The sequence below is a fragment of the Sorangium sp. So ce296 genome (assembly GCF_051529605.1).
Taxonomy (GTDB): domain Bacteria; phylum Myxococcota_A; class Polyangia; order Polyangiales; family Polyangiaceae; genus Sorangium; species Sorangium cellulosum_D.
The window spans coordinates 263,814-276,914 of record NZ_CP150325.1; the positions used below are offsets into that span (position 1 = coordinate 263,814).

The window sequence follows — 13,101 nt, forward strand, 5'->3', positions numbered from 1 at the left end:
AACCTTTTCACACATTCACCCACTAGGTTTCGCCTCGACGCGCTCGCCGTTGCTGTTGGTCGGGCTGCACGATCAGGGGAGCTGCCGTGATGTATCGGAGCTGCGCCTGGAGCAGACCGCGGAGCCGCTTGATCTGGAAGCTCCGCGCCACCGCGCGCACCTGCCCGATCCACGCCCCGAGCTGCGGGTCGGCCTCCTCGAGCCGATCGAGCTCGTTCAGCACCTGGGAGACGAACCCTCTGTCGGCCAGCTCGACGAGCCGCGCCAGCTCGTGGGCCGGTGGGAGGGTGAGCGTGCAGAGCTCCGCATCGGCCATGAGGGGCATGGTCACGGCCGCGCCCTGCCCCGCTCGGCGCTGCCACTCGAGCTGGAGCGTGCCTCGGAGCAGCTCCAGAAGGGCGCCGGCCTGCACCGGCTTGGGCAGAAAGTCGTCGCATCCCGCGCTGAGGCTCTTGTGCCGATCGGCCTCCGAGATGCTGGCGGACGAGGCGATGATCGCGGTTCTGGCGAGCTCGGGCCTTTGCCGCAAGCGCCGTGTCGCCTCGTACCCGTCCATGCCCGGCATGGCCAGGTCCATCAAGATGACGTCCGGCGTTCGGTCGAGGGCCAGCGCAAGCGCCCGCTCGCCGCTGTCGGCCTCCAGCAGCTCGAAGCCAAGCGGCTGGAGCAAGTCGCGCAGCAGCGCGCGGTTCTCGGCGTTGTCGTCCACCACGAGGATCGTGCGGCGCTCGCCCTCGTACCCGATGATCGCCTCCCACGACAGCCCCGCGCTCCTCTGGGACGTGGTCGCCTCGAGCAGCCGGAGCGTCGCCGTGAAGACCGTGCCTTGGCCGAGCTGGCTATCGACCTCGATGCTGCCGCCCAGCCGCTCGATGAGGTTCTTCGTGATCGTCAGCCCGAGCCCGGTGCCCTCGGCGTGCCGCTTCTCGTCGCCGACCTGCTCGAAGGCATCAAAGATGCGCCCAAGGTGCTCGGGGGCGATGCCGGGGCCGGTGTCCTTGATCTGGAAGCGCACCGTGCGCCATTGGTCCTCCGGCGGCTCCAGCACCTCGACGCGCAACGTCACCCCGCCGTGCTCGGTGAACTTGATAGCATTGCCCAGCAGGTTGAGCAGCACCTGCATCAGCCGCTTCTCGTCGGCGCGCACCCCCAGCCGCTCGGGGCCGACACGCTCGTAAGCGAACGAGAGACCCTTCTCCTCGGCGCGCACCCGGCAGAGATTGGTCACGGTCCGGAGGAGCGTGGGCAGGTCGGCCGCGGTCGGGTGGAGGTCCAGCTTGCCGGCCTCGATCTTGGCCAGATCGAGCACGTCATTGATGAGGCTGAGCAGGTGCGTGCCGGCGGTGTGGATGATGCGGGCAGCGTCGGCGGCTTTGGCGGGCAGGTCGGGCAGCCGGCCGAGCAGCTGCGCATAGCCGAGGACGCTGTTGAGCGGCGTGCGCAGCTCGTGGCTCATGCTCGACAGGAACTCGCTCTTGGCGCGGCTGGCGCGGTCGGCCGCCTCCTTCGCGGCTTCCAGCTCGGCGGTGCGCTGCTCCACCTCGCGCGCCAGCCGCTCGCTGTAGGCCGAGAGCTCGGTATAGAACGTGGCGTTCTCCACCGCCGTCGCCGCCAGCGCGCCGAGGAGCGTCACCAGCTCGACGCGGGCTTGGGGAAAGGCGTCCTCCACGCTCGGGTGCTCCAGGTACATCACCCCGGAGAGGCGCCCCTGGTGCACCAGCGGCACGGCCAGCACCGAGCCGGGCCGGTGGGCGAGCAGGTAGGGGTCCTCGTCGAAGCGGCTGTCGCACGCCGCCTGCCCGAGCACCACCGGCTCCTTGCCGCGCGCGACGTACTGCACGAGCGTCGCCGGCAGCCGCGTCGAGCCGGCGACGGGCTCGTCGAGCGCCAGCTCGACCTGCTGGGGATTGACGGTGAGCAGCGCGGCGATGACGAGCTCGCCACCCTGCACGAGGGCGAGCACGGCGCGCTCGGCGCCGGAGTGCTCGGCGAGCAGGCGGAGCATGTGGCCGACGAGCGAGCCGAGGTTGCGCTCGCCGGAGAGCGCCTGCGCGGCGCGCAGCGCGGAGGCGATGTCCAGGTACGCGTGGAGCGCGCGGTCGGTGATGGTCGTGCTCGTCGGCACGGGCGCTCCACCCGGCGGCTCGTCCGCCGCGAGCGCCGGGCGGCCCGAGGCCGCGATGCTGTCCGGGTACCGCTGGGCGAGCCGCGCGGCGGCCGCGCGTGCCCCCCAGCGCAGGTAGGCGTCGTGCGCGGCCGAGAGATAGGCGCGGGCCAGGGCTCGGTGCCCGCGGGCGAGGCGGTGCTCGCCGGCCAAGCGCAAGCCGAGCGCCTCCGTGTTGACCAGATCATGGTCGCGGGCCTGCTCGATGGCCTGGTCGTACAGCCGCCCGGCCTCCTCGTGCTCTTCCCGGGCGCGAGCGCGGCCCGCCTCCATCAGCAGGCGCACGGCCTCGAAGCTCTCGGGGCAGCCCTGGGCCCAGAGGGCGAGGCGCGCGCCGTGAAAGGCCAGCCGAGCCTCGAGCAGCGCGCGCCGCTCGGCGGTGGCGGTGGGGAGGGCATGCGCTCCGGCGACACAGAGCGCGAACGTCAGGGCGATGAGCATGGGAGTGCCCCACGAGACCTGCCACTCCGACTCGACGGCGAGGACCGCCTCGACCGCCCACGCGTCAGCGCCGAAATGGACCCCGGTCCACCCCGCCATGGCCATCGTGGCGGTCAGGAGCGCCATCGCTGTCGCGTCTCGCGCGGGTCGCGCGATCTCCGCGAGCGTCTGCTCGACGGCGTGCGCGGTCGGAGCCTGCGAGAGCGCGGCGACCGAGCGGGCAATGACGTTCCGGAAGTCCACGGCCATCGGGTCGCGGTAGGCCATGCGGTCGAGGTCGCGCGTGACCCGATCGAGGTCATCTCCGGCGATCAGCTGGAACATCGCCCCGTGGATCTCGCTGAACGCCTCGGCGACGAGGTCGCGCTCCTCGGCGGCGGTGCGCGCCGCGCGCGCGTACAGCTCCCTCATCTTCGGAGGCGGCGTCCAGTACATGGCGGCCACCGTGGAGTTGAAGCGCGCGGCGGCGCGCGCGACGTCGTACTGATCGACGAGCGCCAGCATGGGCTCGTTCAGCCGGCGCCCCAAGGGCAGCTTCCCCAGGAGGTATGCCAGGAGCAAGGCCGTGCACACGCAGCCCGCGAACGAGCTCTTCGTCAGCCCGTACCGCAGCGTCTCCAGCACGAGCATCGGCCAGCAGCACCGGCTCAGCGAAGGCATCCAGAAGGCGGCGCAGGGCCCCAGCACCTCCAGGATCCTGCACCGCAGCGCGTGGGCGCGGTCGGTGCTCATCGGCAGCGCCTTCCAGTCCTCGACGGTCATCTGCTGCAGGGCGGGCTCGATCTCGGTGATGAGCGCGTCGAACAGCGCCTGCTGCTCCTCCGGGGTCCTTGGCAGCGGGCGCCCGAGCCACGCCAGCGCCGAGAGGCCGAGCTCGATGCCCTGCGCGAAGCGGTCGGTGACATGAAGAAACACGATCAAGACGCTGGCCACGCGCGCGCGCGCGAGCGGGTCCCGCGCTCGCTCGAGGCAGCGCAGAAAGAGCCGCTCCGCTTCGTCGATCTGCGCCGCGAGCCAGTGCGCCTCGGCCATGACCAGGTGCACCTCGAAGGTCGTCTCCGGGGCCTCGGTCCACCCCTCCTCGCCCAGCAGCGACGCGGCCGTCCCGAGGAACGCGACGGCCTGCGCGTAAGCCGCGCTGGCGTTGGCCCGCTGCCCGGCGCGCAGGTTCTGCTCCAAAAGATCGCGCTTTTCCGCGGCCTCGGTCAGCCGCTCCGTGGCCCGGTTGCGGTGGTAGAGCGTCGCGAAGAGCTCCCCGTCGGCGCACGCGACGCCGTAGCGGGCCCGCAGCGCTCGGCCGATCCCGAGGTGCAGCGACAGCCGCTCCTCGGCCGTGAGCGCCTCGTACGCGGCCTGCTGCACCCGGTCGTGCACGAAGGCGTACCCCTCCTCCACCTGCTCGCCCTCGCGCACCAAGAGGCCCTCGCGCACCGCCTCCGCCAAGAGGGCGCTGGTCGTCTCTGCCTGCTGCCCGAGCAGGTGCGCCAAGAGCTCCGCGTCGAACCGGTCGCCGACGCACGCCGCCGTCTGCAGCGCGCGTTGCAGCTCGGGCGACAGCCGCTGCAGCCTTCGGGTCAGCAGCGCGACGACGTTGTCGGTGATCCCCGCCCGCTCGATCGCCTCTCGCTGCCATTGCCACCGCCCCGTCTCCGCGTCGCGCACAAGCAGCTTCCGCTCGTGCAAGAGCTGCAGGAACTGCCCGACGAAGAACGGGCTGCCGTCGGTCTTCTCCTTGATCAGCCGCGACAGCTCCTCCACCTCGGCCTTGGGCCGATCGAGCATGTCCGCCACCATCGCCGCGACCGCTTCCGCGCCCAGCGGCGAAAGCGCGATCCGTCCGGTCACGGCGCCCGGGGCCGTGGAGCTCGAAAGCAGCGCGTTCAACGGGTGCTCTGGGCTCACCGCCTCGTCCCGGTAGGCGCCCACCACCAGCAGGTGCTGGCCCGCAGGCTCCTTCAGCAACTCGCCCAGGAGCGCCAGCGACGCCGCATCCGCCCACTGCAGATCATCGATGAACAGCAAAAGCGGGTGCTCGGCCGTGGCCAGCGTCCGCACGAAGCGCAGCACCGTCGTCTGGAAGCGGCGCTTGGCCTCCATCGGCCCCAGCTCGACCAGCGGCTTCGGATCGCCCAGGACGTGCGCAAGCTCGGGCATGAGCTCGACGAGGATCTGCCCGTTCGGCCCCGCGGCCTCCTGAAAGGCCTGCCTCCATCGGTCCAGCACCTCGGCCGGATCCGCCAGCCGCCGCCGCACCACCGATCGCAGCGCCTGCGCCAGCGCTGCGTACGGTGTGCTGCGCTGCAGCTGGTCGAACTTGCCGGCGGCGAAGATCCCCCGCTGCGCGCGCACCTGGCCCTGCAGCGCCTGCACCAGCGCCGACTTGCCCACGCCCGACGGCCCCGTCACCAGCGCCAGCACCGTCGCGCCGCCGCACGCCTGGTCGAACAGCGCCGCGAGCGCGGCGCTGTCGCGCTCCCGACCGAACAGGCCTGAGGGCGCTCGGACCCGATCGTCCCAGTCGCGCTTCGCCAGCGGAAACGGCGCCACCGTTCCGGTCTCGACCCAGGCCCGCGCCGCCCGCTCCAGATCCCAGGCCGCGCCGCTCGCCGTCTGGTAGCGATCCTCGGGGCTCTTGGCCAGCAGCTTGAGCACGATCGCGCTCGCGGCCTCGGGGATGTCTCGCTCGGGCGCGCGCTCGTGGGGGGGCACGGGCGTCTGGGCGATGTGCGCGTGGATCAGCTCCAGCGTGTCGGTCGCGTCGAAGGGCAGCGCGCCGGTCAGCATCTGGTACAGCGTGGCGCCCAGCGCATACAGGTCTGCCCGGGCGTCCGGCGCTCGGTTCATCCGGCCCGTCTGCTCGGGCGCCATGTACGCCAGCGTCCCGGAGACCGCCTCCAGCGGCATCTGCGCGGCGAGCTTGGGCGTCCACCTGGTCGCGAGCCCGAAGTCGAGCAGGCAGGTGCGCGTCCGCTCGGCGTCGACCAGCACGTTGTGCGGCTTGATATCGCGGTGCAGCAGGCCGCGCCGATGCACCTCGCCCAGGCTGCGCGCAAGCGCGGCGCCCAGGCGCAGCGCGACCTCGACCGGCAGCGGGCCCTGGTCGAGCACACACGCCAGCGAGGTGTCGCCCCAGGGCTCCGGCACGAGGACCGGCTTCGCGAGCGCGCGCGGGATCGCCGGCTCGCCGCAGGGAACTTTCAGCATCACAGGCGCGCTGCTCTTGGCATCACAGGCGCGTTGCTCTTGGCCTCGGCCGCTCGCGAGATGCACATGTCCACCCTCCCGTGTAGAGGCCCCATGTGCAGGACCTCCCCCTAACGTACTCGGTGTTTGATTCTCGACGATGGGATGGCGCTTGTCACGCGTTATCGTGAATGAGGTCGATCGCACGCGCCCTATTCCTTTCCGCGTCCATCCCCTCGCTTTCAATTCATGTGGAAAGCCCTGCGAGTCCAATGATTTCGCCAGATTGCGCGATCGTCGGCAGGTTCCCGGACAGATCCCCCCTCCCCGGCTCCCTCGCTCGGGCCGAGGAGGCATGCGGGCAAGGGCGGGCAGGGCTCGCCTACGTCGCCTTGGACGCTCTCCGCTTCGCGGATAGCGCTGGGTGATGCTGTTCATTTGTCCACAGAGGTCCCCCATGAAGATGGGAGGATCATTGATATTTTCTTCCCGCCTTCATGCTCAAATGACAGCATCCCCCGCTCCGTCTACGATTCGAAGAGCCCCACGCTGCGCGAAGCGCAGATCGCCCGCCTCGAGGAGCCCGCCCTGACCGGGCGCAAGGCGCCCTTGCGTGACGAGCTGGGCGATCGTCTCCTCCCAGTGCACGTGCTCCTGGAACGCGGGGGCTCCACGCTTCAGCATCCAGGACGCGAGCCGACGCCGCGTGCAGCCCGCATCGCCGCGGGCGCGGCGCGAAGAGTTGCGCGAGCAGAATCGGAGGGCTCCATCACGTGCCCGGTAGACGCTGCCAGCCGTTCTGGCCGTCGTGCTGCCGCTGCCACACGCCGAGGTTCTGTTCAGGGAACGGCTGCGCCGCAGGAGGGTCGACCAGACGGCGAATCCACCTGGGGCTGGACGGGCGGCGCGGGCGCAGCGCCGCCCATGGTGGTCCCAACGCGGCACCGGCGGAACGCGGCAACGCATCGAGGTCGCGTCCGCCCGGAGACCGCCCCATGAAGGCGGTAACCCATCAGATTTGTTCATTTTTTCCTACCCTTCCCGCCCCTCGCGCGCCGGCTCGACGCACGTCCCAGCGTGGCGCGCCGGCGGCCAACGGGCCCCGGAGCGCCGTGCGTCTCGGGAAAATTCGGACCGGAACCTCAGGCCTCCGGCGAGCCCGTGCTAGGGTCGGGCTCCGTGGTCACCGACACCGACGCGGCCCCTCACGCCTCCGACGAGCCGCCTCGGAGGCTCGAGCGACTGGAGGACCGGCCACCCCCGATCTTGATGGAGAGAGCGGCATGACGAAGCTCGGCGTCTTCGTGGTCGACGATCACCCGATCGTGCGCGACGGGCTGAAGGCGTTGATCAACGCGCAACCTGACATGACGGTCGTCGGCGAGGCGGCGGACGGGCTCAGCGCCGTCGAGGCCGTCACGGAGCTCGGGCCGGACATCGTCCTGATGGACGTCACCATGCCCAAGCTCGGCGGCGCGCAGGCGACCGAGCGCATCAAGCAGGCGCGCCCGGAGGTCCAGGTGGTGGCCCTGACGGGCTACGAGGACAAGGCCAACGTCCAGCCGCTCCTGAAGGCGGGGGCGTCGGGGTACGTGCTCAAGGGCGCGCGCGGCGCGGAGCTGGTCCGGGCCATCCACGCCGTCGCCGCCGGGGGCGTGTACCTCGACCCGTCGATGACGGCCCACGTCGTGTCGAGCGTCGTCGGCCGCACCTTCGGCGACCACGGCTCGGCCTCGGAGCTGAGCGAGCGCGAGGCCGAGGTGATCCGGCTCATCGCCGAGGGGCACGCCATCAAGGAGATCGCGGCCCGCCTCGACCTGAGCGCGCGCACGGTCGAGACCTACAAGGTCCGGGCGATGGAGAAGCTCGGCCTCACGAGCCGCGCGGACACCGTGCGCTACGCCCTCCAGCAGGGCTGGCTCAAGAGCGAGTAGCGCCCGCGCGCCGCGCCCGGCGGGGGTTCACGATGGGCGCATGGGCTCCGCGAGCCAGCGGACCAGCGCCTCGCCCTCGAGATCGAGCAAGGCATCCTCGACCTCGCCCGGACCGATCGCGCGGGCTCGCTCGACGATCGAGCGCTCTTCCTCGTCCGTCGGCCGTCGCCCGATCCGCCGCGCGAAGAGACGACCGAGCAGCGCGACGATCGCCTTCTCCTCCCCTCGTTGCTCTCCTCGTTGCTCGGCTCGTCGCTCGGCCTCGATGATCATCTCCCCGATGATCGGCGTGCGCCGGAGCAGCCCTTCTTCCTTGTCCTCCACCATGGCGATGAGCTCCTTCAGCAGAGTATGCCCCCAGGGATCGATGGTCGCCATCACCAGGAGCGCCGTGTACAGCTCGGCCCGCTCCTCGGCGCCCTTCGCCCCCGCGTGGATCTCCGCGACCACCTCCCGCAGCGCCGCCGCGGTCGCGTTACGTGCAAGCGGCGCAAATACCAGCCAGAGCACGCTGCCGCGCGCTCGCAGCTCGGAGACCGTGCGCTGGTAGACGGCGTCGATGCGGAAGCGCGCGCCGCTGAACGGCCGCCCGGGCCAGGCGATGCGGCGCTTCCCGGCGTTCGGCAAGCGCCGCCTGCGCCCCGAGAGGACCACGGCGACGCTCTCGATCGGCGGCACCGGCTCGCCGGGGGCGTCGAGGCGGAGCGCGGCGAAGAGGAAGCCGAGGTATTCGAAGATGCGATCCGGAACGTCGTCGCGGAGCGAGAAGCAGAACTCGACGTGCAGCACCCGCGGCTCACCGCCGATCCGAAGGCGCAAAGCCTTGTCGAGGCGGCGCTCGATGTTCGTGACCTGGCTGTCGACCCAACCGAGGACCTCGACGGGACGGCTCTCGGCGACGAACGGGCGCACCAGGTCCTCGGGGCGCCGTCGGGCGAGGTGGCGCAACGTGATGTCGGCATCTCCCATGCGCAGCGCCCATGGCAGATCGCGTACCAGGGATTCAGGCGGCTGAATGCGAGGGATTCCGGAGGAGGTGTGCGGTCGGGCGGGTGGCGGCGCCATGGCGGTGACCGCTTCGCGCCTCGCAGGCAGCGCGTCGAGGAGCCAGGCAGCTGGCGACGGCGCCCCCTCCTCATCCCTGCGCGCTGCGCCCCACGACCGGGACGGCGGCGCCCCGCCTGGCGAACCGGCCGGGAGGCCTGATAGACGTGGAGCAGGAGGCTCTCCGTGCGAGCCGCCCCTCGCCGAGCAGGACCGCGCGCGGGCCCACCAGAACCCCTTCCGCGAGCACCGGGAGATCGCTGTCGGCGAGCACGCCTCGATCGCCGCCGCGAAGGGAGACATCGCGAGCGCCGCGGGCGGACCCGGCATCTTCGCCGTCCACGAGAAGCTCGGCGTCGTCGGCCCCCTGAAGCTGCCCGCGGCCCGCGCGCTCAACCTGGGTCGGCCTCGCCGGGTCGGCCTCGCCGCCGGCACCGCCGGCCCGCAGGACGACGCCCTCTACGCGGCCACGCCGGACGGCGCGCTCCACCGCGCCGCCGGGGTCCACGACGCGCTGCGGCCCGACGGCTTCGCGCCGCGGAGCGGCGTCGCCGGGGCGACCGCGTGGGACGCCGCCGGCGGCCTCGTCGCCGCCGCGGCGGGCGAGCGCGTCAGCGTCTCCGCCGACGAAGGCCGGAGCTTCACCGCGGCCGTCGTCGCGCCCGGCAAGCGGGTGCGCGCGGTGCTCGTGCGCCCCCACGGCGTGCTCGCGGCCGTGGTCGAGGCGCCGTCACGCGGGCAGCGCCCGGGGCCGCCGGACACGTTCCTCTCGCTGGATTGTGGGCAGACCTGGAAGCGATCCGCGTTCCAGCCGCGCTCGATCGCCGCCGGCGAGCGCGCAGGGACGCGAGCCGCTGCTGGCGCTCGTGCGCAGCCCGCTGCCGCTCGGCGCGGCGCAGGCGTGGCGGCGCATCGCGGCGCCGGACGGGGTCGCGGCGCTGCCGGCGCCCGGCGGGGCGCGCTGCTCGCGATCTCGCCGGCGGCCTCGGCGGGTGGGCGCCTGGAGCTGGCGCTGGAACGCCCGGCTCGGCCGGTGCTCTCGCTGGTGCGCGACGTGGAGGTCGACCAGAACCTGACGCGGATGGAGGTGCGGGACGACGGGCGCGTGTGGTTCCGCGTGCTGCCGAAGCCCGCGCCGGAGGTCCCGGGGAGGCCGAGGCTCCCGCCGCCCGGGCCGCGGGACGCGCGCTGGCATGAGCTGACCCGCGGGGGTGAGCTCGTGGTGGAGGCGACCGAGACGCCGGCGGGGCCGGCCGAGGAGCGGCGGGTCGGCCCGGCGGGGCGCTGAGCCGACGAGCGGCAGGTCGGCGGGCCGGCAGATGGCGTGCTGGTGCGCCGGCGCGGCGGGCGGATCCGGTGCGCCCGAGAGAGCTCCGTGTGCGGCGGGCGGAGGACCGCGCTCGGGGAGGTCGCGCCGGGGTCCGGCGGAAGAGCGCCGGCCGTCGTGGCAAAGAGACCCCGGCTCGGGCGGCGGGTCGCCGGGGGACGGCGGCGGGATCCCCCGGGGCGGCGGGGGACGCCCCCGGCTCGGAAGGCGAGCGCCCCGCGGGGAATGAGCTGGGCGAAGCGGGGGGGTGACTCGGACGGGCCGGGGGATGAGTCCGGCGAGGTCGGGGACGACGTGGAACGAGGCGGGGACGACGTGGAGCGAGGCGGGGGACGAGCGCGGCGAGGCGGGGGCGGCAGCGCAGGAGGCGGGGCGGCGAGCGGGGGACGTGGGGAAGAGAGCGGCAAAGGGGCCGGGGAGAACGGAAGGGCTGGGCGAGACGAGGAGAGGGCGTGGTATGAAGAGGGAGGGAGCACCGGCTGCGAGCGGTGGAGTGACGCGGAAACACCGGGGGGCGCTCGCAAGGCTGGCAGGTGTTTGAAAAGACGATGGATTTCGGGATGTCCGGGGGCGCGCGGGGCGCCCCCGGACGGCCGGAGCGAGGGGGGCGGCGGGGACCTCTCGCAAACCGTGGTATAACTACGCGAAACGTCAGGTAGGCTTGGGAGGCCTCTCTCCGCCGCTGAAAAGCGGCGGCCCCATTGAAGCGAGCATCCCGGGTTCCCGATCCTGAACTCCGCCGGTGCCTCTCCGCCGCTGAAAAGCGGCGGCCCCATTGAAGCAAATTCGCATCGGTCAGCAGCGCCTGATACCCCTCGACGCTCTCCGCCGCTGAAAAGCGGCGGCCCCATTGAAGCGTCAGCGTGAACCGCTGGGAGCGCGGTCACGCGCAGCTCTCCGCCGCTGAAAAGCGTCGGCCCCATTGAAGCCGGCCGGTGCAAGCGCCGCTCAAGGAGGCTGAGCGACTCTCCGCCGCTGAAAAGCGGCGGCCCCATTGAAGCCGATCCATATGAACGCCCAGCACATCCTCTGCATAGACTCTCCGCCGCTGAAAGGCGGCGGCCCCATTGAAGCCCGCCGGGCACGCTCCACGCGCCGCCGCCGTACGAACCCTCTCCACCGCTGAAAGGTGTCGCCCCCATTGCAGCTAGATCTCGGCGGTGAACGCCAGTGGCGGTCTAACTGACAGCCGGCGGCCCCCCCCGAAGCTCGCACCGCGGGACGCGCTGCCGACGTCCGGCCCCGAGCTCGCCCATGCTCACGTGCACACCGGCGCGGCCGACGAGCTCACGCCGCAGCGCCTCGACGCCGGCTCGCCCGAAGACCTCGACGGCCCCGAGCTCTCCCACATGGTCAGCGTTTCGTCCACGAGTCGCGCCGCTGCCTAGTATCTCGGACGTCGCCCCTGCTGCCCTGTCCAGCCCGCTCGCCGCTCCTATTCTCCTATTCAGGGAAACGCAGCGTCTCGACCTTGTCGCCGTCCTGCCCCGTCACCATCTCTTCAAACCACTCCCAGCTCGTGCCGCCCTTGCCCGGTGGTCCCAGCTCGTACGTGACCCCCTCGATCTCGAGCTGGTCCTCGTCCAGGTAGGCGATCCCGATCGAGTCCCCGCCGCGCCCGGGACCCCCGTAGCCGCCGGGGCCACCGGTGCCGCCGTTGGCCCCGTCGCAGGACCACATGCTGCCGTCGCCGAAGGAGCCGCCCGGCGCGCCTCGGCCGCCGTCGCCGCCGTCCTCGGGCGGCCCGCCGTCGCCGCCGGGGCCTGCGTCAAGGGTGATGATATGGGTATCGCGCACCGTCACCTTGGCATGAAGCGCGACGATGCCGATGGTCGGGTGACCGTTTCCGCCCCCTCGGCCGCCCCTGCCGCCGCAGCCGCCAGCGCCTCCGGAGCCGCCGCCGGCGCCTCCCTTGGTGGCCACGCCGCACAGCGCGAATCCGCCTCGCTGACCGCCCCCTCCGCCGCCGCCCTGGCCCGGCGTGCCCCTTTCGCCGTCGCCGGCCTTGCCCCCTTCCCAGCCTCTCTCGGTGATTCGCCCGATGCCCTCGCCGATCGCGCCCACCGCCCCCGGGTTCCCATCGCTCCCGTGGTCCCCCTGCTCACAGCCGAAGTTTTCCCGCTCCGCACGTCCACCGCGTCCTGTGCTCGTCGGGTTCGACGCCGCGGGCGAGCCGGTGCCCCCGTCCTCCGCGCCGTCGGGCATCCCGTCGCCGCCTTTGCCGCCGAAGCTCGGCATTCCTCCTTCGCACCGGTTCTCCGCCGCCGCTCCACCAGGGACCGTGGCCGCCGAGCACGCGTGTCCCCCGTACTGCCCGTCAGGCCCATCCGCCGCCTGATTCGGCCAGGGCCATTTCTCCCCGTCGCGGCCTCCCCATCCGTAGGAGGTGCGGATCTCGCTTCGGAGGATCTCCACCACGGTGTTGGACTGAACGAGCACCGAGATCGACCCCTCCGACCGCGCGAGGATGTTGGCGATCGTCGATACCCCGTCGGCCGCGCCCGTGTCGCTCGCGCTCGCCGGCTCGACGGTCACGATGGGGTCGGAGCCCCTTATCTCCTGCAGGGTGGACAGCGGATCAGCATCGGCGCGCCCCCAACGCCAGCAGTTGAAGCCCCCGAGGAGGTCCACGCCGGAGGGGAGCCTCACGTTGCCCAAGAACCCGTCGCTGCAGAGGAACACGCGGCCTCGCCCGCGACGCGCGAGATCGATGGCGTATTGAACGGAGAAGACCGGCTTGGCCTTCGTACCAGGGTTGGCATCGTCGCCGCCCGCCGCGATCCCGGCGACGAACACACCGCAGCCATCGTCGAGGATATCGGCGGCCACGTGCTCGCGGCAGACCGACTCCGGCGGCGCCTCGTCCTGGCAGGATGAGGCGGAGCACGGTGTCCCGCCATCCTCGGCTACGTTCGTCGTCGTGCCGCAACCGATGGCCCATGACGATAGGATGATGACGAAGATGGTGGCGGCCGTATTGCACATGGTAGTCTCCTGCCGTGAATCGC

General features: G+C 72.1%; 5 protein-coding genes and 1 CRISPR repeat array. Of the genes, 2 read left to right on the plus strand and 3 right to left on the minus strand.

Features of this window, described 5'->3' with window-relative positions; translation table 11 throughout:
• Positions 1-22: 22 nt before the first annotated feature.
• Positions 23-5,809, minus strand: a complete 5,787-nt coding sequence (locus WME98_RS01075; RefSeq protein ID WP_437949521.1) for an AAA family ATPase — start codon at positions 5,807-5,809, stop codon at positions 23-25.
• Between the two features lie 1,262 nt (positions 5,810-7,071).
• On the opposite strand from WME98_RS01075, the gene WME98_RS01080 reads away from it, so the two are divergent.
• On the plus strand, positions 7,072-7,722 hold the full coding sequence (locus tag WME98_RS01080; RefSeq protein ID WP_020737829.1) for a response regulator transcription factor: 651 nt from the start codon (positions 7,072-7,074) through the stop codon (positions 7,720-7,722).
• Positions 7,723-7,749: 27 nt separating this feature from the next.
• Here the strand turns inward: WME98_RS01080 and WME98_RS01085 are convergent, their stop codons facing one another.
• Positions 7,750-8,691 (minus strand): hypothetical protein, encoded by a 942-nt coding sequence (locus WME98_RS01085; protein ID WP_437949523.1) that lies wholly within the window; start codon positions 8,689-8,691, stop codon positions 7,750-7,752.
• 94 nt (positions 8,692-8,785) lie between these two features.
• On the opposite strand from WME98_RS01085, the gene WME98_RS01090 reads away from it, so the two are divergent.
• On the plus strand, positions 8,786-10,054 hold the full coding sequence (locus tag WME98_RS01090) for a hypothetical protein (protein WP_437949524.1): 1,269 nt from the start codon (positions 8,786-8,788) through the stop codon (positions 10,052-10,054).
• Positions 10,055-10,765: 711 nt separating this feature from the next.
• Positions 10,766-11,241: direct repeats of the CRISPR family, unit length 36 nt; unit sequence CTCTCCGCCGCTGAAAAGCGGCGGCCCCATTGAAGC.
• A 295-nt stretch (positions 11,242-11,536) separates the two neighbouring features.
• Here WME98_RS01090 and WME98_RS01095 read toward each other — a convergent pair.
• Positions 11,537-13,078, minus strand: a complete 1,542-nt coding sequence (locus tag WME98_RS01095) for a hypothetical protein (protein ID WP_437949526.1) — start codon at positions 13,076-13,078, stop codon at positions 11,537-11,539.
• Between the last annotated feature and the right edge of the window lie 23 nt (positions 13,079-13,101).